The organism is Microbacterium algeriense, from assembly GCF_008868005.1.
In the GTDB taxonomy this organism is placed as follows: Bacteria; Actinomycetota; Actinomycetes; order Actinomycetales; family Microbacteriaceae; genus Microbacterium; species Microbacterium algeriense.
In genome coordinates this window covers 98,064-120,012 of the sequence record NZ_WAAO01000002.1, presented here as the reverse complement: position 1 = coordinate 120,012, position 21,949 = coordinate 98,064, and the positions used below count along the sequence as shown (strand labels likewise).

The 21,949-nt window shown below is 70.8% G+C and carries 24 protein-coding genes and 1 tRNA gene; 7 read left to right on the top strand and 18 right to left on the bottom strand.

Features of this window, described 5'->3' with window-relative positions; genetic code table 11:
• The first annotated feature begins 19 nt into the window (after positions 1-19).
• Positions 20-703, top strand: a complete 684-nt coding sequence (gene trhA / locus F6A08_RS08175; protein ID WP_151459717.1) for a PAQR family membrane homeostasis protein TrhA — start codon at positions 20-22, stop codon at positions 701-703.
• Between the two features lie 7 nt (positions 704-710).
• Here trhA and F6A08_RS08170 read toward each other — a convergent pair whose 3' ends face one another.
• Positions 711-1,016, bottom strand: a complete 306-nt coding sequence (locus F6A08_RS08170; protein WP_151459210.1) for a hypothetical protein — start codon at positions 1,014-1,016, stop codon at positions 711-713.
• 67 nt (positions 1,017-1,083) lie between these two features.
• Between F6A08_RS08170 and F6A08_RS08165 the strand changes: the two genes are divergently transcribed.
• A complete protein-coding gene (locus tag F6A08_RS08165) occupies positions 1,084-1,470 on the top strand; it encodes a DUF4307 domain-containing protein (RefSeq protein WP_017203939.1) in 387 nt (128 codons plus the stop codon).
• 96 nt (positions 1,471-1,566) lie between these two features.
• The gene (gene greA / locus F6A08_RS08160) at positions 1,567-2,055 is read left to right on the top strand and encodes a transcription elongation factor GreA (RefSeq protein WP_124895132.1); all 489 of its coding nucleotides are present in this window, start codon (positions 1,567-1,569) and stop codon (positions 2,053-2,055) included.
• A gap of 72 nt (positions 2,056-2,127) precedes the next feature.
• Here greA and ilvA read toward each other — a convergent pair whose 3' ends face one another.
• Both ilvA and F6A08_RS08150 read right to left on the bottom strand, forming a co-directional pair.
• Positions 2,128-3,357, bottom strand: a complete 1,230-nt coding sequence (gene ilvA / locus F6A08_RS08155) for a threonine ammonia-lyase (RefSeq protein ID WP_017203941.1) — start codon at positions 3,355-3,357, stop codon at positions 2,128-2,130.
• Positions 3,354-4,550 (bottom strand): AI-2E family transporter, encoded by a 1,197-nt coding sequence (locus F6A08_RS08150; RefSeq protein WP_017203942.1) that lies wholly within the window; start codon positions 4,548-4,550, stop codon positions 3,354-3,356. The genes ilvA and F6A08_RS08150 overlap by 4 nt, the downstream gene beginning before the upstream one ends.
• Positions 4,551-4,637: 87 nt before the next feature.
• Between F6A08_RS08150 and F6A08_RS08145 the strand changes: the two genes are divergently transcribed.
• Together F6A08_RS08145 and F6A08_RS08140 are read left to right on the top strand one after the other, a co-directional pair.
• Complete coding sequence (locus tag F6A08_RS08145; RefSeq protein ID WP_151459209.1) at positions 4,638-5,903, top strand: winged helix-turn-helix domain-containing protein; 1,266 nt, start codon at positions 4,638-4,640, stop codon at positions 5,901-5,903.
• The gene (locus tag F6A08_RS08140) at positions 5,900-6,805 is read left to right on the top strand and encodes a hypothetical protein (protein ID WP_151459208.1); all 906 of its coding nucleotides are present in this window, start codon (positions 5,900-5,902) and stop codon (positions 6,803-6,805) included. Before F6A08_RS08145 ends, F6A08_RS08140 begins: the two co-directional genes overlap by 4 nt.
• Before the next feature lie 12 nt (positions 6,806-6,817).
• On the opposite strand, the gene F6A08_RS08135 is transcribed toward F6A08_RS08140, so the two are convergent.
• The 3 genes from F6A08_RS08135 to F6A08_RS08125 all read right to left on the bottom strand — a co-directional run bounded on the left by F6A08_RS08135 (position 6,818) and on the right by F6A08_RS08125 (position 10,029).
• On the bottom strand, positions 6,818-7,384 hold the full coding sequence (locus tag F6A08_RS08135) for a LemA family protein (protein WP_017203946.1): 567 nt from the start codon (positions 7,382-7,384) through the stop codon (positions 6,818-6,820).
• Between the two features lie 87 nt (positions 7,385-7,471).
• Complete coding sequence (locus F6A08_RS08130) at positions 7,472-8,785, bottom strand: D-arabinono-1,4-lactone oxidase (RefSeq protein WP_151459207.1); 1,314 nt, start codon at positions 8,783-8,785, stop codon at positions 7,472-7,474.
• The gene (locus tag F6A08_RS08125) at positions 8,782-10,029 is read right to left on the bottom strand and encodes an alanine racemase (protein WP_151459206.1); all 1,248 of its coding nucleotides are present in this window, start codon (positions 10,027-10,029) and stop codon (positions 8,782-8,784) included. The genes F6A08_RS08130 and F6A08_RS08125 overlap by 4 nt, the downstream gene beginning before the upstream one ends.
• Positions 10,030-10,116: 87 nt before the next feature.
• Between F6A08_RS08125 and F6A08_RS08120 the strand changes: the two genes are divergently transcribed.
• Positions 10,117-10,189, top strand: a tRNA-Leu gene (locus F6A08_RS08120).
• A gap of 9 nt (positions 10,190-10,198) precedes the next feature.
• On the opposite strand, the gene F6A08_RS08115 is transcribed toward F6A08_RS08120, so the two are convergent.
• The 11 genes from F6A08_RS08115 to F6A08_RS08065 form a co-directional block, all read right to left on the bottom strand.
• Complete coding sequence (locus F6A08_RS08115; protein WP_151459205.1) at positions 10,199-10,882, bottom strand: DedA family protein; 684 nt, start codon at positions 10,880-10,882, stop codon at positions 10,199-10,201.
• Between the two features lie 6 nt (positions 10,883-10,888).
• Positions 10,889-11,632, bottom strand: a complete 744-nt coding sequence (locus F6A08_RS08110) for a cation-transporting ATPase (RefSeq protein ID WP_151459204.1) — start codon at positions 11,630-11,632, stop codon at positions 10,889-10,891.
• Positions 11,633-11,921: 289 nt separating this feature from the next.
• Positions 11,922-13,364 (bottom strand): NAD(P)/FAD-dependent oxidoreductase, encoded by a 1,443-nt coding sequence (locus F6A08_RS08105; RefSeq protein ID WP_151459203.1) that lies wholly within the window; start codon positions 13,362-13,364, stop codon positions 11,922-11,924.
• 25 nt (positions 13,365-13,389) lie between these two features.
• Positions 13,390-14,703 carry a S8 family serine peptidase gene (locus F6A08_RS08100; protein ID WP_151459202.1) on the bottom strand — a complete coding sequence of 438 codons (1,314 nt, stop codon included), beginning with the start codon at positions 14,701-14,703 and terminating at the stop codon, positions 13,390-13,392.
• Entirely contained in the window at positions 14,700-15,242 is a 543-nt protein-coding gene (locus F6A08_RS08095) for a DUF501 domain-containing protein (protein WP_151459201.1), read from the bottom strand. Before F6A08_RS08095 ends, F6A08_RS08100 begins: the two co-directional genes overlap by 4 nt.
• A 46-nt stretch (positions 15,243-15,288) precedes the next feature.
• Positions 15,289-15,834, bottom strand: coding sequence for an FtsB family cell division protein (locus F6A08_RS08090; RefSeq protein ID WP_151459200.1), 546 nt, complete (start codon positions 15,832-15,834; stop codon positions 15,289-15,291).
• A 78-nt stretch (positions 15,835-15,912) separates the two neighbouring features.
• Positions 15,913-17,193, bottom strand: coding sequence for a phosphopyruvate hydratase (eno, locus tag F6A08_RS08085; RefSeq protein WP_151459199.1), 1,281 nt, complete (start codon positions 17,191-17,193; stop codon positions 15,913-15,915).
• 55 nt (positions 17,194-17,248) lie between these two features.
• Positions 17,249-17,926 (bottom strand): O-methyltransferase, encoded by a 678-nt coding sequence (locus F6A08_RS08080; protein ID WP_151459198.1) that lies wholly within the window; start codon positions 17,924-17,926, stop codon positions 17,249-17,251.
• Between the two features lie 31 nt (positions 17,927-17,957).
• A complete protein-coding gene (locus F6A08_RS08075) occupies positions 17,958-18,905 on the bottom strand; it encodes a CPBP family intramembrane glutamic endopeptidase (RefSeq protein ID WP_151459197.1) in 948 nt (315 codons plus the stop codon).
• Positions 18,902-19,960: a DUF1648 domain-containing protein gene (locus F6A08_RS08070; protein ID WP_151459196.1), complete on the bottom strand. Its 1,059-nt coding sequence runs from the start codon at positions 19,958-19,960 to the stop codon at positions 18,902-18,904. Before F6A08_RS08070 ends, F6A08_RS08075 begins: the two co-directional genes overlap by 4 nt.
• Positions 19,957-20,355: a GntR family transcriptional regulator gene (locus F6A08_RS08065; protein ID WP_017203960.1), complete on the bottom strand. Its 399-nt coding sequence runs from the start codon at positions 20,353-20,355 to the stop codon at positions 19,957-19,959. The genes F6A08_RS08070 and F6A08_RS08065 overlap by 4 nt, the downstream gene beginning before the upstream one ends.
• A gap of 109 nt (positions 20,356-20,464) precedes the next feature.
• On the opposite strand from F6A08_RS08065, the gene F6A08_RS08060 reads away from it, so the two are divergent.
• On the top strand, positions 20,465-20,938 hold the full coding sequence (locus tag F6A08_RS08060; protein WP_017203961.1) for a PaaI family thioesterase: 474 nt from the start codon (positions 20,465-20,467) through the stop codon (positions 20,936-20,938).
• On the opposite strand, the gene F6A08_RS08055 is transcribed toward F6A08_RS08060, so the two are convergent.
• Complete coding sequence (locus F6A08_RS08055) at positions 20,916-21,947, bottom strand: LacI family DNA-binding transcriptional regulator (protein WP_151459195.1); 1,032 nt, start codon at positions 21,945-21,947, stop codon at positions 20,916-20,918. The genes F6A08_RS08060 and F6A08_RS08055 overlap by 23 nt on opposite strands.
• Positions 21,948-21,949: the final 2 nt, after the last annotated feature.

Genomic DNA, 21,949 nt, shown 5'->3' with positions numbered 1-21,949 from the left:
CGTCCCCAAACTGCCCCTCATGGAAGCCGCGGACGTCGATGCGGCCGTCGAGATCCGACCGACCTGGCGTGGCTGGATCCATGCCGCGGTCTTTCCCGTCGCCCTCGTCGCCGGGATCGTTCTCATCGTGGTGTCACAGGGGGCGCAGGCCAAATGGGCCGCCGCCGTGTTCATGGCCACGTCGCTCCTCCTCTTCGGCAACTCCGCGCTCTACCACCGCTTCGACTGGAGCCCACGGGTCAAGGTCGTCCTGAAGCGCATCGACCACGCGAACATCCTGCTGCTCATCGCCGGGACCTACACGCCGCTCGCGACCCTCGCGCTGCCGCCCGAGAAGGGCGTGCTGCTGCTGTCGCTGGTGTGGAGCGGGGCCCTGCTCGGCATCCTGTTCCGCGTCTTCTGGATCAATGCACCGCGCTGGCTGTACGTCGCCCTGTATCTGCTCCTGGGCTGGGCCGCGGTGATGTATCTCGTCGACCTCCTGCATGCGAACGTCGCGATGATGGTCCTGGTGATCGTGGGCGGACTGCTCTACACGGGCGGCGCGATCGTCTACGCGCTGAAGAAGCCCAACCCGTGGCCCGGCCACTTCGGCTTCCACGAGATCTTCCATGTGTGCACGGTGCTGGCGTTCCTGTGCCACTGGACCGCGTGCCTGCTCATCGCCCTGGCACCGCTGTCGCCCTCGCTGGGCGCCCCCTGATCGGCGCTCAGCGCGTGGGCGGCTCGGGGTCCTGATCCGTGTCGCTCGACGCGGCCGTGCGCCGTGCCGAAGGAGGCTCCTGTCCCGACGCCTCCCGCTCCGCGGCGAGCGCGGCCTCTTCCGCGTCGAGCTCCTCGCGGACCTCTTCGCGGTAGCGCACCCGCCGGATGCGACGGTTCATGTCCCAGATCAGCAGGATCACCGCGAGCACGACGATCACGATCGCCGCGAAGCCGATGAACCCCGGGGTGACGGAGACCGGATCGACCGTCATGCTGGGCGTCGGCATCGGGGTCTCGGACAGAGAGAGCATGAATCGGCCTTTCGTACGCAGGTCGCATAACCTGGTAGCACCAGCCTAACGACCGGAAGAGCCCCCTGTGACGACCGCCCGAGACCTCGACGCACGCTACGGCCGTACCGGGCGGCGCCGACTGCCGTGGATCATCGCGGGTGCCGTCGCCCTGCTGCTGGTCGGCGCGTTCAGCTGGATGACCGTCGCCCAGTCCATGGGCTCGGTCGACGCCGACGATCTGGGTTTCGAACTGGTCGACGAGCACTCGGTGAACGTGAGCTTCCAGGTCACCGGTGTGCAGGGCAAGGACGTCGTCTGCGCCGTGGAGGCCCTGGACGAGGAGTTCGGCGTCGTCGGGTGGAAGATCGTCGAGATCCCCGCAGGAGACAGCCATTCCCAGGCTCGATCGGTCACTGTGCCCACGGTCGCGGAGGCGACGACAGGTTTGGTGAACACCTGCTGGGTCGCTTAGACTCGAGCCAGACAGACGACGCCCCGGCACCGTGCCGGGGCGTCTTGGCATATCCCCCGCAGCATTCCGGAGGATCCCGAAAGAAGGAGCTTCGTCATGTCCACCGATGCTCAGGTACCCTTCCTCACTCAGGAAGCGTATGACCGACTCGTCGCCGAGCTGGAGCACCTGTCCACCGTCGGTCGCGATGAGATCGCCAAGCGCATCGAGGCGGCCCGCGAAGAAGGCGACCTCAAGGAGAACGGCGGCTACCACGCCGCCAAGGACGAGCAGGGCAAGCAGGAGGCCCGCATCCGCACGCTGGAAGGGCTGCTGAAGACCGCCAAGGTCGGCGAGGCCCCCGCGAGCCGCGGCATCGTCGAGCCCGGAACCGTCGTCACGGCCGTCGTCGCCGGTGGCGAAGAGGTGTTCCTCCTCGGCAGCCGCGAGATCGCCGCCGGCAGCGACCTCGACGTCTACAGCGAGGCCAGCCCCCTCGGGCAGGCCATCCTCGGCCTCAAGGTCGGCGAGAAGTCCTCCTACGAGGCGCCGAACGGACGCTCGATCAGCGTCGAGATCGTCAAGGTCGAGACCTACACGGGCTGACCGCTCCCCCGACGCCTAGCGCCCCGACCTCCTGGTGGAGGTCGGGGCGCTGTCGTGTGGACAGGCGTCCGGTCAGTCCGGGACGAGCATCGGCTCGAACCCGGCGCGGCGGAGGGTGTCGAGAGTGAGCTCCGAATGCTCCGGACCGCGGGTCTCGACGCTGAGCTCGAGGATCACCTCGCTGATCTGCAGACCGTGGCCGTGCCGGGTGTGCATCGCCTCGATCACGTTCGCGCCGGCCTCCGCGATCAGCTCCGACACGCGGGCCAGCTGGCCCGGGCGGTCGGGCAGCGGGATGCGGACCGTCAGGTAGCGGCCGGATGCCGCCAGCCCGTGCGAGACCACGCGCTGCAGCAGGAGCGGGTCGATGTTGCCGCCGGAGAGCACGGCCATCGTCGTCCCGGTCCCGGAGACCTTGCCCGCCAGGATCGCCGCGACGCCCGCGGCTCCGGCCGGCTCCACGACCACCTTCGCCTGCTCCAGGAGCACGAGGATGGCGCGGGCGAGGTCATCGTCCGACACCGTGACGACCTCGTCGACGAGGTCCTTGATGATCGCGAACGGGAGGGCGCCAGGACGCGCGACCAGGATGCCGTCGGCGATCGTCGGCCGCGTCACGATGTCGACCGGCTCGCCCGCGGCGAGGGACGGCGGCATGGCTGCGGCGTTCTCCGCCTGCACGCCGATGATGCGGACCGTGCGCCCGAGTTCCGCCGCACGGGCCTTCACCGCGGCGGCGACGCCAGCGATGAGTCCGCCTCCGCCGATGCCGAGCACGACCGTGTCGACCTCCGGCGCGTCGTCGAGCAGCTCGAGTCCGAGCGTTCCCTGTCCGATCACGATGTCGCGGTGGTCGAACGGGTGGATGAGCACGGCGCCGGTGCGCTCCGAGAACTCCGCGGCGAGGCGCAGCGAGGTGGCGACCGTCTCCCCTTCCAGCACGACCTCCGCGCCGTAGCCCCGCGTGGCGAGCAGCTTCGGCACGGGAACGCCCAGGGGCATGAAGATCGTGGCGGGGATGCCGAGGGCCTGGGCGGCGAGAGCGACACCCTGCGCATGGTTGCCCGCAGAGGCCGCGACCACTCCGCGCGAGCGCTCCTCGGCGCTCAGCCGCGACAGCCGGTAGGCCGCACCGCGGATCTTGAACGACCCGGTGCGCTGGAGATTCTCCATCTTCAGCAGCACCGGAGCACCGAGGGTGTCGGAGAGGGCCCGCGACGGCAGCGTCGGCGTGTGCGAGATCACCTCAGCCAGACTCTGAGCTGCGCTTTCGAACTCAGCCAGGCTGGGGACTGCGCTCATCGATTCCTCCGTCTCCGCTCACGCGGTACTGTGCTCCAGATCAGGTCGCCACTCGGACCGACGCCGGTGCGCCAGGAGCCCGAGCTGATGGTCACCGCCGCGACGTTCACGAACGCGGCCAGCGGAACGGCGAAGAGGGCGCCGGGGATGCCGGCGATCATCGCACCGCCCGCGACGACGAGGACGACGGCGAGCGGATGCACCTTCACGGCCGAGCCCATCATGATCGGCTGCAGGATGTGACCCTCGATCTGCTGGACGGCCAGGACGACCACGAGCATCCACAGCGCGATCCACGGGCCGTTGTAGACCAGGGCGAGGAACACCGCGACGGCACCCGTGACCACCGCACCCACGATCGGGATGAACGAGCCGAGGAAGACCAGGACGGCGACCGGCAGGGCGAGCGGCACCTGCAGCAGGAAGGCGCCGAGTCCGATGCCGATCGCGTCGATGGTGGCAACGAACAGCTGCGTCCGCGCGTAGTTCACGATCGTCGTCCAGCCGTTGCGGGCGGCACCGTCGACGGCGGGACGCGACTTGCGCGGGAAGACCTTCAGCGTCCAGCGCCAGATGCCGGCGCCGTCCGCGAGGAGGCAGATGAGGATGAACAGCGACAGCAGCGCACCCGTGGCGACATGGCCGACGGTCGTCCCGATCGCCAGAGCACCGGTCCACAGCACCTGCGCCTGCTCGTTCAGGAAATCGAGGCCCTGCTGCAGGTAGTTCGCGATCTGGGTGTCGGAGAGGCTCAGCGGCCCCTCGTGCAGCCAGACCTGGAACTGGTCGAAGGCTTCGGTCGTCCGTTGCTGTACGTCGGGGAGCTGGGCGCGCACCTGCCAGACGACGAGCCACATGAGACCGGTGACGATGGCTGCGGTGCCGATCAGCGAGATGGCGATCGCCAGCCAGCGCGGGAGGCCGTGTCGGAGCATCCACGAGAACGCAGGCCAGAGCAGGGCCGTGATGAGGATGCCCACCATGAGCGGGATGACCAGCAGCTTCAGCAGCATGACCAGCCAGATGAAGACGCCGATCGCCGCCGCGATGATCAGCAATCGCCAGGCGTAGCTCGCCGTGACGCGCAGAGGCAGGGGCACCGCCTCATCGGCCTCGGTCGTCACGGTACGGTCGGTGGAGACCGGGCGCGGGCGGAACAGGTCGCGCAGCCGGGGTCGCTGGTCCTCGTTCATCGCCCAAGTCTACGGTCAAGCCGTATGCCGTTCCGCGCATCCTTTCCCCGCGCGCGGGATGTCGGGGGCCGGAGCTACGCTGGCGGCGTGACCGATACCCTCAGCGCCGCCCAGGCACGACGCATCGCCCTGGCTGCACAGGGCTTCACCCGGTCGCGTCCGACGACCGTCTCGGCGCGGCATGTGCACCGCGTCATGGATCGTCTCGGCGTGTTGCAGATCGACTCCGTGAACGTCTTCGCCCGTTCGCACTACCTCCCCCTGTTCTCCCGGCTCGGCGCCTACGAGCCCGCGCTGCTGGACCGTGTCTTCCTGTCGCGCACGACGCACTACGTCGAATACCTCGCACACGAGGCGACGTTCATCCCGGTCGCGGACTGGCCGCTCTGGCGCTTCCGGATGGAGGACTTCCGTCGCCGCTGGGCCGCGGAGGACTCCTGGGCGAGCACCAACGCGCGTACGATGCGGTGGGTCCAGGACGAGCTGCGGACCCGTGGACCGCTGCGCCCCGTCGATCTCCGCGCCGACGCTCCCCGCGAGCGCGGCACGTGGTGGGATTGGGACGACGTCAAGCTCGCGCTCGAACACCTCTGGCGCACGGGCGACGTCGCGATCAGCGGTCGGCGCGGATTCGAGCGCACGTACGCCCTGGCGGAGCACGTCATTCCGCATGACATCCGCTCGCAGGAGATCCCCCGGGAGGACGCGATCCGGGAGCTGACGCGAAGGGCTGCGCGTTCGAGCGGCGTCGCGACGTCGTCGGATCTCGCCGACTACTACCGGATCCGCGACCGAGCGGCCGTGGTCCGCTCCATCGGAGAGCTCGTCGACACCGGCGAGCTCGAGCCGGTGCAGGTGCGCGGCTGGGAGCGGGCGGGCCGTCCTCTGCCCGCCTGGCGGCACCACGACGCGGTCCTGCCGCGCAGGGTCGACGCCGCCGCGCTGCTGACGCCCTTCGATCCGGTGGTGTGGTTCCGGGATCGCGCGCTCCGCGCGTTCGACCTCGACTACCGCATCGAGATCTACGTCCCGGCGGAGAAGCGCCGTTTCGGCTACTACTCGCTGCCCGTTCTCGTCGGAGACCGCATCGTCGCGCGGGTCGATCTCAAGGCGGACCGGCCGACGTCGACGCTGCAGGTGCAGTCCGCCTGGTGGGAGCCGCAGGCACGACCCGGCGACGCGGAGGCGATCGCCGCGGAACTGGCGCTCGCGGCCACCTGGCAGGGCCTTGAGCACGTGTCGGTGTCCGGCTGGGGCGATGCGACCGCTGCGGTGCATGATGCGCTGGTGGCCGGATCGGCATCGGGACCGGCGGTGCGGCGCCATGTGCATGCGCGCGAGGTCACGGCATGACGTCCCGACGGTGGTGGCTCGTGGGAGCCGCCGCCGCTCTCGCCCTGCTCATCGCCGGCGTGTGGTTCTGGGTGGCCTCGACGCGCTCGTCGACTCCGGAGGAAGCGGCCCTCGCCTACCTGCACGCGCTGGAGTCCGGCGACCCGGAGAGGGTGGCCGCGACCGGGACCGCCGTGCCGGAACCCGCCCTCGAGGCCTTCGCGGCCGCGACCGCGCTGATCCAGGACGCCGAGGTCACTCACCGGGCCGATGGCGGGCCCCCCGCGTCCGCATCGGTCGACATCGCCTTCCACCTCCAGGGCGAGGAGCACACGGCTCGCTTGACGCTCGAGTCCGTCGATGGACGCTGGGTCGTCGACGAGTCCGGGCTCGGCACGGTGACCGCCGATTCGGCGATCGGCACGCACGTCGCCGTCGGGACGGCGTCCGCCGCCGTCGGCGACGCCCTCCCCCTCGTCCCCGCCGCCTACGCGGTCACCGCCGCGCCCACCGGGCTGCTCGCCGGTGAGAGCACGGTGCGCGTGCTGCCCGGCGAGAACGTCGCCGCGACCGTGGACGCACGACTGCGCCCGGAGGCCACGACGGCCGCGCAGGAGCAGCTGGATGCGCACCTCGCGACCTGCACGGAGCCCGCGGACACGGCGGCGGCGGGGTGCGGGATCCGGATCCCGTGGGGCACGGAGTTCCGCGAGGTGAGCGAGATCCGCTACCGCATCGAGCGGTCACCGACGGTGACCCTGACGCCGACGGCCTTCGTCGCCGACGGTGGGATCCTCGTGGCGACGATCACCGGCACCGGGCAGGACGGCTCACCGCGGACGACCACGTACCGGACGGATTCCTGGAGCGTGCGCGGCGACGTCGCGTTCAGCGCCGACGGGATCGAGCTCTCGGTCTGGTGAGCGCCGGTGCGGTCAGAACTGCACGCGCGGCGGCTCGGAGATCGCGCTGCTGTCGGCGACCTCGAAGAACTCGCGCTCGGTGAAGCCGAGGCCCTTGGCGAACAGGTTGTTCGGGAACACCTTGATCTTGGTGTTGAGTTCGCGCACGCCGCCGTTGTAGAACCGGCGCGCCGCCTGGATCTTGTCCTCGGTGTCGACCAGGGCCTGCTGCAGCTGCAGGAAGTTCGTGCTGGCCTGCAACTGCGGATACGCCTCGGCGACGGCGAACAGACTGCGCAGAGCCTGCTGCAGGTGTCCTTCCGCGATGCCCGCTTCGCCCGGTCCCGAGGCGGTCAGGGTCTCGGCGCGGGCGCGGGTGACGTTCTCGAACACGGCCTTCTCGTGGGAGGCGTATCCCTTCACCGTCTCGATGAGGTTGGGGATGAGGTCGGCTCGTCGCTTCAGCTGCACGGTGATGCCGCTCCACGCCTCATCGACGCGGACGTTCAGCTGCACCAGCGAGTTGTACGTGGCCCACAGATAGATGCCGACGAGCAGGATCACTCCGACAACGATCAGTACCGGCACGAGCCATTCCATCAGAGGCCCACCCTTCCTCGTGTTTCTCTCATCCTAGACGCGCAGTCTGCACGTGGACTGGGCATGCGCGGGCTCGGGAGACCCGGTTCACGCGCCGAGGACCCGTTCGAGATAGCGGTTCCCGAAACGGCGGTCCGGGTCCATCCGGTCACGCAACGCGAGGAAGTCGTCGAACCGCGGATAGCGATCGCGCATCGTCTCCGCCGTCAGCGTGTGGAGCTTCCCCCAGTGCGGACGCCCACCGTGCTCGCCCATGATCTCCTCGACCGCTCCGAAGTACTCTGTCGGGTCGGCGCGCCAGTACCGGTGGACCGCGATGTAGGCGCTCGCGCGACCGTGGGCGGTCGAGAGCCAGCGGTCGTCGGCTGCCGCGAAGCGCACCTCGATCGGGAACTCGATCCGCCACCCGCGTCGGGCGATGAGGGCGCGGACCGCCTGGAACGCCGGGACCACGTTCTCGGCCGGGATCGCATACTCCATCTCCCGGAAGCGCACGGTCCTGCTCTGGATGAGCACGCGATGCGACAGCTCCGTGTACTCGCGGTCGCCGGTGAGCTTGACCGCGAGCCGGCTGAACGGCGGAGTGAGGGCCGGAACCACCTGGCCCGCCGCGCAGACCACGCGGTAGACGCCGTTGGAGAGCAGCGTCTCGTCGATCCAGCGCCCGACGACCGGGAGCGGTCTGCGCACGGTCGATTCGGGCAGGCGCGTCTGCCGCTTGGTGAGCGCGACCTCCGTGTGCGGGAACCAGTAGAACTCGAAGTGATCGGAGCCTGCGACGCGCTCACCGAGCGTGGCGAGGACGTCGTCCAGCGGCACCGGCTCGTCGATCGCGTGCATCACGAAGGCCGGCACGCACTGCAGCGTCACTTCGACGATGATGCCGAGCGCGCCGAGGCCGAGGGCGACGGCCGGGAGCAGATCGGCGTCGTGCTCCTCGTCGATCCGCCGGAACTCTCCGGATGCCGTGACCAGGGTGACGCCGACGACCTGCGTCGCCAGGCCGCCGAACCCGGCGCCCGTGCCGTGCGTGCCCGTCGAGATGGCACCGGCGATGGACTGCCGGTCGATGTCGCCGAGGTTCTCCATCGCGAGACCGTACGGTGCGAGGAGGCCGGGGATGCGATGCAGCCGGGTTCCCGCCAGAAGCGTCACTCGTCCGGTGCCGACGTCGGCCGAGACGAGCCCCTGCATGTCGTCCAGCTCGAGGAGGACGCCCGGGGCCACGGCGATCCCGGTGAAGCTGTGCCCAGCGCCGACCGCCTTCACCGGGAGTCCGTGCTTGACCGCGGCGATCACCGCGCGCTGCACACCCTCCGGGGTCCGCGGACGTTCCACTCGCACGGGCCGCACCGATGCCGATCGGCCCCAGTTCTGCCAGGTGCCGCCGATCCGCGTCACAGGAACGCCTTCCCCTCGCCACGGTAGGTCGGCAGCTCGTCGACGACCTCGTCTCCCGAGACCAGGTGGTACCGGTCGATGCGCTCGGCCGGTTCGCCGCTCTTGGCATGCCGGAACCAGACCCGGTCGCCCACTCCGAGCGCGGCGGCCGTGGGGCCCTGCAGCGGCGTCTGCACCTCGCCGGCCGCTTCCCGCGGAAGGGTGTGCAGCCGCTCGGGCCAGACCGGGCGCGGCTGTCGCGAGGCCACGGCAGGCCCGGAGGCGATCCAGCCCCCGCCGAGCACGGTGGCGATGTCGACGGCCGGGCGGCGGACGACATCGAAGGCGAAGGCGGAAGCGGGGGCAGGGCGGAAGGACCGATACCCGTCGAACAGGTGTCCGCCGAGGAGGCCGCTGCCCGCGCTCGCCTCGGTGAGGGACTCATCGCTCCCGGTGAACTCGAGCGAGCCGGTCCCTCCTCCGTTGAGGAACTCGAAAGGAGCGATCCCGCGGACCGCGTCCACGATCGCCGCTCGGCGTTCGCGCAGCTCGTTCCGGGAGCGGGCCTGGACCATCCGGATCACGGGGGCGTCCGGTCCGGCCGCATCGCCCTGCCCCGCGATCTGGGCGTCGTACATCTGCAGCCCGACCAGGTCGACGCCGGGCCGCGCGACGACCTTGCGCGCGAAAGCGGCGACCTCTCCGGCCGAGAACAGCGCCGAGCGCCGGACACCGATGTGCCCGAGGAGCGGCGAACGCCACGAGGCGTCGACGTCGATGGCGACCCGGATCGGAGGGCGGGTGCCGGGACCGGCGACGCTGTCGATCACGTCGAGATGAGCGAGGTCGTCGATCATCAGCGTGATGCGCCGAGCGGCCTGCTCGTCGGCGAAGAGACGCGCCAGGGCCGCACGGTCGACCGTCGGATAGCCGAGGACGATGTCGTCGTGCGTCTCCGCGAGCCAGAGGGCCTCCTCGAGCGTGAAGGCCAGGATGCCGCGGAATCCGGGGAGCTTCAGCACGGCATCGAGCACGGCGCGCACCCGCACCGACTTCGAGGCCACGCGGATCGGAAGGCCGCCGGCCCGCACCAGCAGGTCCATCGCGTTGTACCGCAGAGCCTCCCGGTCGATCACGGCGACGGGCGCCGGCAGATGTCCGGTGGCCGCCGACAGGCGCGGCCAGTAGCGGGCGGGATCCTCCCACTCGGGCGCGACCGCGGAGGCACCGGAGGCGGGGCTCAGTTCATCGATGAGGTCGAGCACTCCCCCACCATACGGCCTGACGGCACCGCGGATCACCCCCGATGGCACGGCGTCGCACGCCCACCGCGACGATAGGCTGGCCGCGCGGCCCCCGTAGCCCAATGGCAGAGGCAGGCGACTTAAAATCGCTTCAGTCTGGGTTCGAGTCCCAGCGGGGGCACCCCCGCCGTCACGCCGGTGTCGACGTCGCGTCGCCGTCCTCGGCGGCAGCCCGCCGCTCGCCCGCCGCCTCCCGCATCCGACGGATGACGAGCACGATGAGGGCGATCGCGATCGCGGCATAGACGACGTAGTCGAGGTATCCGAGGTAGTGCTCGAGCTGCTCATGCTGCGTTCCGAGCGCTGCACCGACGCCGATGAGCAGGGTGTTCCAGAGCCCGCTGCCGATCACGGTGTAGACGCTGAACAGGGCCAGGTTCATCCGGGACGCGCCGGCGGGGATCGAGATCAGACTGCGCACACCGGGCACCATCCGGCCGACCAGCACGGTCCATCCGCCGCTGCGCACGAACCAGTCCGAGCCGCGTTGCAGATCGGTCCGGCTCACCAGGCGGGTCGCGGCGAGCAGTCGGATCGCGCGGTCCATGCCGATCGCCGCCCCCAGGCCGTAGAGCAGGAGGGCGCCCAGCCAGGACGCGAGAGTGCTCCAGAAGATCAGCCACCCCAGGTGCAGTTCGCCGCTCTGGCTCAGGTAGCCCGCGAACGGCAGGATCACCTCGCTCGGGATCGGCGGGATGAGGACCTCGAGGAAGACGAGAACCCCGACTCCGATGTCGCCGAGCGCCGTGAGGACGTCGGCGGCGAACCCGGTCAGACCCGTGAAGCCGTGCTCGGCCTCGCTGATGACGAGCATGCCCGATCAGCGCCCGAACAGATCGCCGAGGCCCGGGACGCCGAGGTCACCGAGCCGGTCTCCCCATCCGGAAGCCGCGTCGCCGAGCCCGGACACCGCTTCACCCGCGGACCCGACGAGGCCTTCGGCTCCCCCGGACAGAGCATCGACGTCCACGCCCGCGGCGAGCGACTCGATATCCACGCCTTCCGCGAGCGCGCCGAAGTCGACTCCGATGCCGGCCGCCTGCTCGAGGATCGGACCGGCCACGGTGCTGAGCACCGCGCCTCCGGCGACGACACCGAGGATGCCGACCGCGGCACCGCCGGCGGCGACGGCCGCACCTCCGACACCCGCACCGCGCACGCGGGAGAGCAGGCCGCGCATCCGCCCCGGCGTCATCGCCTCGGCGCGCCCTGCGGCGCGGGCCAGGTCGTCGGGCGAGGACGAGCGCGGACGCTCGTGCGATGGGAGCTCTTCGCGCATGCGCGCCTCGACGAGGCTCCGCTGCGCCGGGCTCAGCCGCGCGAACGCCTCGCGGTGGATCTGCTCGATCCGCTGCGGATCAGCCGTCTGCAGGAGGTAGTCGTAGCGGGCGATCGCGGCGCGATCTGCCTCGGACGGCGCCTGCCGGGCCCGCGACGCACCGGCGGGCGGCGGCGCGTAGGGGTCGGCCGACCGGGGAGCCGGTGCGGCGCCGCTCCGCCCGGTGCCGGCGCCCTTGTCGAGCGCTTCGGAGGCGAGGCCGATCAGACGGGAGAGCTTGCCCATGGGTGGTCGCTTTCGTGGGGCGGGCCACCGGTTCCACGACGTCGCAGGGACGGCAGGGGCGCTCGGCAGCCCGCAGTGCGGGTGCCAAGGTCTCCTCCACCCTCGCGGGCCAGCGGGCCGGAGCATGACCTCATGCTCGTAATGACGACGACGCTGCAGACGGGAGTACTCCCCTTGTCCGACCGAAGCTACCGTCCGCACCTGTGCATCGCCTCCGAGACGTACCCGCAGACGAGGATCGGCCCCGACGCAGACGCGTCGGGGCCGATCCAGGTGGTACGGAGAGCCGTTACTTCGCCGCAGCCTCGACAGGCTGGTCGGCCGACTTCGCGGATGCCTTCTTCGCCGCGGGCTTCTTCGCGGGCTCGGTCTTCGCCGCCGGTGCATCTGCGGTCGGAGCAGCGGGAGCGGCAGGACGCGGACGTGCGGCGAACTCCTCGAAGACGTAGCGCGGGTTCTGCACGGTCTCGAGGTTGACGAGGTCGCGGCCGAGCCACAGGTTGTTCCACCAGCCCCACAGCACGCGCCACTTGCGCTCCCACGTCGGCATCGCGAGGCCGTGGTAGCCGCGGTGCGCGAGCCAGGCGATGAAGCCCTTCAGGGCGATCTTGCCGGACTGGAAGACACCGTTGTAGAGGCCGAGACCCGCGACAGCGCCGAGGTTCTTGTGGAAGTAGTCCTTGGGCTTCTCGCCCCGGAGCACGCCCACGAGGTTCTTCGCGAGGAGCTTCGCCTGGCGGACCGCGTGCTGGGCGTTCGGCACGCAGAAACCGCCGACACCGCCGCCGGACAGGTCGGGGACGGCGGACACGTCACCGGCGGCCCAGGCGCCCTCGACGAACGCCTCGGGCGTGCCGACGCGCAGGTCGGCGCGGGTCTGGATGCGACCGCGCTCCTCGACCGGGAGGTCGCCGCCGCGCACGACGGTCGGGTTGGCCATGACGCCGGCGGTCCAGACGATGACATCCGTCGGGATGACCTCGCCGGTGGAGAGCTCGACGTTGCCGTCGATGGCTCCCGTGACCTGGGTGTCGAGGTGGATGAACGCGCCCCGCTTGCCGAGGTCCTTCATGACCCACTTGCTGGTCTCCAGCGAGACCTCGGGCATGATGCGGCCCATCGCCTCGATCAGGTGGAAGTGCGTGTCCTCGAAGCGCAGCTGGGGGTACTTGCCCACGAGCGAGGAGGCGAGCGAGCGCAGCTCGGCGAACACCTCGATGCCGGCGAAGCCACCACCGACCACGACGACGGTCAGCAGACGGTCACGCTCGGGACCGGCGGGGAGCGAGGCGGCCTTGTCGAAGTTCGACATGACCTTGTCGCGGATGGCGACGGCCTCTTCGATCGTCTTGAGCCCGATCGCGTTGTCGGCGATGCCGGGGATCGGGAACGTGCGGGAGACGGCACCCGCGGTCACGACGATCTGGTCGTACGCGAACTCGTAGGGCGCGCCCACGGGCGGCGTGATCGTGGCGACCTTCTGCGCGTGGTTGATGTTCGTGACCTTGGCCGTGACCACGTTCGTGCGCTTGAGGTGACGGCGGTGCGCGACCACGGAGTGGCGCGCCTCGATCGAACCGGCGGCGACCTCGGGCAGGAACGGCTGGTACGTCATGTACGGCAGCGGGTCGACCATGGTCACATCGGCCTCACCCTTGCGCAGGTGCTTCTCGAGCTTCCACGCGGTGTAGAAACCCGCGTACCCTCCGCCGACGATCAGGATCTTGGGCACAGTGCTGTTCTGAGGCACAGAAGAACTACTCCTCGGAGTCGGGAATTTGGCGTACGGGAACGCGCGCCGATCGGATGCGCCGGGCAGCTGCGGTGACGCCAAGCGCTATCAGGATACCAGGGACCGTGAGCGCGATGAGCGGCAGGGTACCGTAGCGCAGCGAATCCGGGCTGGGAAGCAACGGTGAACCGGGTTCGGTGGGCGCGTCGGCGGCCGGAAGAGGAGGGATCGCGACCGGAGTCACGGTCGGTTCCGGCTGCGGCTCGGTCTCCGCGCGGCGGTACACGCGGATCCATTCCGCCAGATCGCCCATCGGGTTCTCGGTGACCGTGGGGATGCTGGCCGAGATGGCCGCCTCGGCGTCGACCAGGCCGTACCCGTACAGCGGGTCCTGCGGCCTGGTCGCATCCGCGACGGGCATGGCGGTCTTGATGATGCGGTTGATGACGTCGATCGCGGCGATGTCGGGATGCGCCGAGCGGATGAGCGCCGCGATGCCCGCGACGATCGGCGCAGCGCCGCTGGTCCCGCGCCAGCGGACCACCTCGCCGTCGGCCGAGACACCGAGCAGCCCCTCGCTCGGCGCGGAGATGCCGATCGTGATGCCCTGCGTCGACGCCTCGACGCTCGCGGTTCCGGTCTGGTCGACGCCGCCGACCGTCAGCACGCCGGGGATCGTGGCCGGTGCCCCGATGATGTTGGTGCCGCTGCCCCGGTTGCCGGCGGCGACCACGACCACGACATCGTGCTCGAACGCGTAGAGGAACGCGTCGTCCCAGCTCTCGTCCCAGTCCAGCGTGTTGGTCGTGAACGAGAGGTTGATGATGTCGGCGCCGTGGTCGACCGCCCAGCGCATGCCCTTCGCGACCTGCTCGGTGAACGGCACGGCGGCGGCGGCGCCGAAGCCCACCGAGATCGACAGCAGATTGGCCTCCGGCGCCACGCCGATCATGCCAGTCCCGTCGGGAGCACCACGGCCCGCCGCGAGCGAGGCGACCCAGGATCCGTGGTCGCCGTCGACGGCGCCGAGCGGCGTGCGGCCGTCCGCACGTCCCGCGCCCGAGACGTCGGTACCGCCGACCACCGCGTCCCCGAAGGTCTGCGGGACCTTGCCGATGCCGGTGTCGATCACGGCGATCGTCACCCCTTCGCCGCGGGTCGTCTGCCACGCCTCGCGGATCCGCGCCCCGTCGAGCCAGTACTCCGACGCCCGCACCGGGTCGCTGGGGTCGTCGGGCACCGGAGGCGGTGTGGGGGTCGGGGTGGCTCCGAGGAGCAGCACGGATGCCGCGACCACCGCGAGGGCGGCGGCGCTGCGCAGCGTGCGGCGCGCGGTCATGCCGGAGCAGCCGCCTCGGCGCGGAGAGCGGCGCCGGGGTCCTCGCAGCGGCAGACCGAAGGGGACCAGGCGGAGCGGGCGAGAGCCGCGTCGCCGATCGGGTTGACGCCGGGACCGGCCGCGAGCGCGTGACCGGCGAGGGCATGCAGGCACTTCACGCGCGTCGGCATTCCGCCGGCGGAGATGCCGTCGATCTCGGAGACCTCCCCGAACTGCGCACGGTCGGCCAGGTAGGCCCGGTGGGCGGCGAGGTAGGCCTCGGCCGTGTCCTCGTCCTCGGCGAGCAGGGCGGCCAGCTCTGGCATCACCTGCGTGGCCTCGAGCGTCGACATCGCCGCGGTCGCGGCCGGGTGGGTCAGGTAGTAGAAGGTCGGGAACGGGGTGCCGTCCGGAAGGCGCGGCGTCGTGGCGACCACGGTCGGGTTGCCGCAGGCGCATCGGGCGGCGATCCCCACCACTCCGCGGGCGGGGCGGCCGAGCTGGGCCGAGACGACGGCGAGCTCGGCGGGCGTGGGCGCGGGGAACGGGGGCGTGGTCACCCCTCCAGCGTAGGGGAGCCGACCGAGAGGATGCTCGACGCGCCCCTCAGCGGGTGGCGGCAGCGGTGTCGCTGAGACCCGTCGAGACGAGTGTGCGCAGCAGCTGGGGCATCCAGTCCGAGGGCTTCTCCTCGAGCGTGTCGCTCACGGGCTCCTGCTCGCGGGGCAGCGCCGACGGGTCGAGGTCGTTGTCGACCAGGTAGACCACCTCGCCGGGCTTGACGTAGTACAGGCGCTCGCGGGCCTGCGTGGTGATGTACGCCGGATCGTTCCAGCGTTCGCGCTCTGCCTCGAGAGCGGCGATCTGGTCCTGGCTGACCTGCACCGAGGCTTCGAGCGCCGCGATCTTCTGACGCTGATCGATGTAGGTGCCGAGCGTCGGCACGAGCACCCAGGCACCGAGCACCACGAGCGAGAGCATGATGACCGAGAAGGCGGACAGCCGGATGCCGGCGGTCCACTCCCGCACATCGACACGCGGCGCTGCCCCGCGCCCTCGGGTCGGAGAGGCCGCTCGCGTCGACGTCCGCTCCGCCGGACGGGAGCCCTTCGCCGCGGGAGACGGCGAAGGAGGAGCCGGTCGTCGTGCCACGGCCCCTCCTTCGTCATGCCGCTTCCGCGGCGGATCTCACCGCCCGGACGGCGGCGTGCTTCGTCTTCTCGGCTGCGCTCAGGCCTGGTAGCGCGGGAACGCCGAGCGCCCGGCGAAGACCGCGGCGTCGCCGAGCTCCTCCTCGATGCGCAGCAGCTGGTTGTACTTCGCGACGCGCTCGCTGCGAGCGGGCGCGCCGGCCTTGATCTGTCCGGCATTGGTCGCGACGACCAGGTCGGCGATCGTGGTGTCCTCGGTCTCGCCGGAACGGTGCGAGAGCATGGCGGTGTAGCCGGAGCGCTGGGCCAGGCTGACCGCGTCGAACGTCTCGGTGAGCGTGCCGATCTGGTTCACCTTCACCAGCAGCGAGTTCGCGACGCCGCGCTTGATGCCGTCGGCCAGACGCTGCGGGTTGGTGACGAACAGGTCGTCTCCGACGAGCTGCACCTTGGTGCCGAGCGCGTCGGTGAGGTGCTTCCAGTTGTCCCAGTCGTCCTCGGCGAGGGCGTCCTCGATCGTGACGATCGGGAAGTCGTTGACCAGCCCGACGTAGTACTCGGTCAGCGCGGCGGCGTCCCAGTCCTTGTTGTCGAGACGGTAGACGCCGTCCTTGAAGAACTCGGTGGCGGCGACGTCGAGGCCGAGCGCGATGTCGGTGCCGGGCGTGAAGCCGGCCTTCTCGATCGCCTTGACCAGGAAGTCCAGGCCCTCGCGGTTGCTGGGCAGGTCGGGGGCGAAGCCGCCCTCGTCGCCGAGGCCGGTCGCGTAGCCCGCGGCCTTCAGCTCGGCGCGCAGCACGTGGTAGGTCTCGACACCCCAGCGCAGCGCCTCGGAGTACGTCTCGGCACCGATCGGGGCGAGGAAGAACTCCTGCATGTCGATGCCGTTGTCGGCGTGCTCGCCGCCGTTGATGACGTTGAACAGCGGAACGGGCAGGACGTGCGCGTTCGGGCCGCCCAGGTAGCGGAACAGCGGCAGGTCGGCGGAGTCGGCGGCGGCCTTGGCGACCGCGAGGCTCACGCCGAGGATGGCGTTGGCGCCCACGCGCTTCTTGTTCTCGGTGCCGTCGACGTCGATGAGGACCTCGTCGACGATGCGCTGCTCGCTCGCCTCCACGCCTTCCAGCGCCGGGCCGAGCTCGTCGATGACGGCCTCGACGGCCTTCAGCACGCCCTTGCCCCCGTAGCGGCTCTTGTCGCCGTCGCGGAGCTCGTACGCCTCGAACGCACCGGTGGACGCCCCGGACGGGACGGCCGCGCGCTGCACGATGCCGTCGTCGAGGAGCACCTCCACCTCGACGGTCGGGTTTCCGCGCGAGTCGAGAATCTCGCGTGCGCCTACAGCCTCGATCAGTGCCACTGATGTGCTCCTTGCTCAGGGGGAAAACGTGGTGTGGAGCGTCGTCGATCCGCGCTCAGTCTAGCCCGGCTGCCTCGACCACGACGGCGAGCGCGAAGCCGTCCCATCCCTTCGCCCCGACGGTCTGCAGGGCGGTGGCGTCGAACCGCGGGTCCTCCCGCAGCATCCGCAGCCCCTCGCGCGTGCCGATCACCTTCGGGTCGGTCGTGTGCTCGTCGACGATCTCCCCTTCGCGACCGACGTTGTCCAGCACGATCACCGTCCCCGGGTGGCCGAGCTTCGCGGCCCAGTCGAGGTAGATCGTGTTCGACTCCTTGTCGGCGTCGATGAACACCAGGTCGAAACCGCCGACGAGAGTGGGCAGCACGTCCGCGCCTCGGCCGACACGGATGTCGACCCGCTCCCCCACACCAGCTGCGTCGATGCTGGCCCTGGCGATCCCCGCGTTCACCGCCTCCGCCTCGATCGTCACGACGCGACCCTCCGGGCCGACCGCGCGTGCCATCCAGATGGTGGAGTAGCCGCCCAGCGTGCCGATCTCGAGGACTCGCCGCGCGCCGCTGATGCGCACCAGCAGGTTCAGCAGCTTCCCGGCCACGGGTGCGACCTCGATCTCGGGGAGACCGGCGGCGCGCTGCGCGTCGAGCGCCGCGGCGAGGGCGTCGTCGTCTCCGACGAGCATGTCTGCGAGGAAGTCGTCGGCGTGCGACCAGGCGGCGGGGGTGGGTTCCATGCCCTCAGCCAACCGCCGGCGCCGCGCGCCGTCAAGGGCGCGGCGCCGGCGCCGGCGATGCGGTATCGGCGAGGGCGGGCTGCCGGCGGAACTGCCCCGTCAGCACCAGCACCGCCGCGACGACGGCGAGCACGATCCAGGCGGCGACGCCCAGCGGTCCGGCCAGAGCCAGGTCGGGCTGCGCGGCGGCGAACAGCACGATGAGGCCGCCTGCGGCATTGAGCGATCCGTGCGCGATCACCGCTGGCCAGACCGAAGCCGAGCGCAGGCGCAGCCAGCCGAGCAGCACACCCCAGGCGACGCATCCGCCGATCATGAAGAGCACGCCCGTGATGTCCGTCCGCCCGAAGTTGTAGCCGAGCAGGATGACCGGACTGTGCCACAGCCCCCAGATCACACCGCTCAGCACGAGCGCCGGCCAGGTGCCCAGCGGGCGCAGCGCCGGAAGAAGCCAGCCGCGCCAGCCGATCTCCTCTCCGACGGCGAAGACGCTGTTGAACAGCGCACCCACCGGGAGCAGGGCCAGCTGGGCCAGCACCACGGCGCCGACAGGCGGTACCGGGACTCCGTCGGGAAGCGCACCCTCGAGCTGAGACGCGAACGCCGAGAAGGTCAGGTCCAGCTGCACGAAACCGAGGGCGACGGACAGCAGGATGCTGAGGGCGACCAGCAGCGGCGGCACCAGCCAGCCCGCGACCATCAGCCACACCACGCGCTTGGCCGGACGCAGCGGCCACACCCCGAGGAAGCGCGCGCGCCTCCCGGGCCCGGGGACCTTCATCACGAACGTCACGACGAGCGTCGCGATCGCCGGGGTGAACATCATCACCGGCAAAAGCACCGTGGACATCGGCTCGGCGAGGCCCCGCCCCAGCCACAGCGGCAGCACGACCACCCAGGCGAGAGCGCAGGCGATCAGGACGAAGGCCGCGACGGCGGGCCAGTGCACACTCTCCGCACGCGTCGTCCGAGAGGTCACGCCGTCACCTCCCCGGTGCCGGAAGCCGATCCTGACGGCGCCTGTCCGCGGTCGACGTATGCCTGCAGGAGGGCGGCCCCCTCCTCTGCACCGTCGATCGTGACGAGGAACGGTCGTCGATCGCGGCGCGACACCTCGATCGCGGACCCGCGTCGCATGACGATCCCGGAGCGTCCGTCCACCGCGATGCGCCAGCCCCAGCCGCCGAACTCGCCGAACGGGGAGATGTCGACCGCGCGCGCCGAGACGATCTGGTCGAGCGGGATGCGGGTGCGCGGCCATCCGAGGCGTCCGCGGGCCGCGAAGCCCTCCGGGGTGATCGTGACCCGGAACGATGCGGTGGCTGCGAGGGCGAGGGCGACGAGCACCACCACCACCGCGACGATCCCGCCGCCGGCGACGCCGGTGCCGAGCATGTAGCCCGCGAGCGCGACCAGGCCGAGCAGGACGACGATCAGGAAGAGGAGGGCCCCGCGCGGCATCGAGGTCGTCGCCACCCAGACCACCCGCTCCCCCTGCGCGATGTCGATCACGTGCCGGGCCTGCAGCGTCCGACCCGCTTCGGGGCGCACCCGGGGCTGCACGGCCCAGGCCGCAGCGCCGACGAGGACGAGGGCCGCGAACGACACGGCCACGACGCCGCCGATGCCGGGGACCCGGGTCGTGTCGACGAGGTCGCGCTGGATCCACAGGGAGCCGAGGGTCGTGACCGCGGCGAAGGCGGCCATGCCCGCGGCGAGCGCGCCCATGAGTCGCGCAGCGCCACCCCAGTGCGCGCCGACCGCGAGAAGCGTCGTGACCGCCATCAGCACGGGGATCCCGAGGCCGATGGCGAGGAGCATCCAGAGGTAGACAGAGACGGGGCCGAAGGCGTCGGCACCGTTCATGCCCCAGTGCGTGGCCACCTGCTCCGGCAGCGTGGGCAACCAGGTGAGGAGCACGATGACGGCAGCCGCGGTGATCAGGACGGGGACGACCAGCGCCACGAGGAAGAACCGCACTCTGGCGCGCCGCAGCAGCGCGGGCGGTGTGCGGGTGAGGTCGTGTGTCGTCATGGCGAGTCCTCCTCAGGTGGTGCGGACGGCGTGGGGGCGTTGCGGGGATCGCGGTGCGCGTGCACGATGCCGGCGAGAGTGTCGACCGAGACGCCGAGCGCCGCTGCCCGGCGCACCAGCTCCTCGATGTCGTGGGCGAGTTCGGCGAGAGGGGCGGCGGTCGCCGCGATCACGGCGCCCCGACCTCGACGCAGATCGACCAGCCCCTCGTCGCGGAGCCGCTGGTACGCGTGCAGCACGGTGTGCTGGTTGATCTCCAGCGCTTCCGCGACGTCGCGCGCGGCGGGGAGCCGATCGCCCGGCGACAGCACGCCGGCGAGGATGTCGGAGCGGATGGACGCGGCGACCTGGTCGTAGAGGGCCCGCGGACTGTCGGCATCGACGCGGATGAGCATCCGGTCCCCCTCTCGTCGTGATCTCTAGTTATTCTATGTGAACTAGAACTTATGTGGCAACCCTCCACAGAAGTTCCCCACCCATGGCGGATTGCTCCACACTGGCCGCATGCGCATCACTCCCCGCCGTCTCGCGATCGGCATGAGCCTGTGGATCCCCAACCTCTTCAGCGGCATCAGGGTGCGCCGCTTCAGCGAGGACTGGACCCACGCCACCGTCGAACTGCACGTGAACGTGTTCACGCGCAACTACGTCAAGACCGCGTTCGGCGGCTCCATGTCGGCGATGACCGACCCCTACTTCTTCATGCTCGTGATGCACCAGCTCGGCCGCGACCACGTCGTGTGGGACACTCGCGGCGAGATCGAGTTCCTCAAGCCGGGCCGCGGCGTGCTCACGGCGGAGTTCCATGTGTCGAAGCAGAAGGCGGAGGAGATCCGGGAGCGTGCGCGCGGCGGGGCCAAGGTGCTCGAGTGGTTCGAGACGGTGATCACCGATCGCGAGGGCGATGTCGTCGCCAAGGTGCGCCGCGAGGTCTACATCCGCGAGAAGAAGCGGGTCACGGCTTCTTCTCGGTCCTGACCTCCGGGGGCACGGCGGCCGCGATCGGGACCGACAGCGTCGACGCCCGCGGAACGAGTGTCGGGGCGAGTCGGATGGTCCCGTGCTCCCTCGATGCGCCGGACACCAGCCCGAGGACGAGCTCGAGAGCCGTGCGCCCGCTCTCCTCGAAGGGCTGACGCACCGTCGTGATGCCCAGAGCTGCGGCCGCCTCGCCGTCGTCGTATCCGACGACGGCGAGCGGAGCGCCCCCCGGTTCCGCATGCAGCGCCGTCAGGACCGCCACGGCGAACTGGTCGTGATTCGCCACGATGGCCGTCGCCCCGGCGGACCGTGCCGCGGCGATCACGCGCCCATCGACGGACGCGGGAGCATCGACCGGCAGATCGGTCACCGCGACGTGCGGCATCAGCCCGTCGACGCGCAGCATGCCCGCGGACACGTACGCCGGGGACCGCTGCGGCTCGTGCACGAAGAGGACCCTCCGGTGTCCGAGCTCGGCGAGGTGACGCCCGATCTGCGCGCCGCCGTCCCGATCGTCCACGAGGATGACGGGTCCGCCCGCCTCGGCTCTGGTCGGCACGACGTCGACGTACACGACCGGGATGCGGGCCGCCCTGCTCGCGCGCCGGGCGGCACCTCCCAGCGGCACGCCCATCACCACGAGCCCCGAGACGTCGGTGCGCGTCGGCAGCACGTCCAGCAGCGGCTCCTCCGCGGCGGCGGCGGAGTCGAGGTCGTACGGGATGATGTCCACCGCCGCGTCCCTGGCACGGCGGAGCATCCCCGACAGCCGGCGGAGGTACGACGGGTACGTCGTGAAAGGGGCGGCGACCGCGATGCGAGCGGCCCCCACTCTGCGTCCGGAGGTCATGCGGTAGCCGAGCTCCGTGGCTGCCGCGACGATGCGCTCACGGGTCTCCTGACGAACGCGGTGCGGAGCGCTCACGGCCAGCGAGACCGTCGAGATGCTCACTCCGGCGCGCGCGGCGACGTCGTAGATCGTGACCCGACCGGGGCGTGCGCGCATCC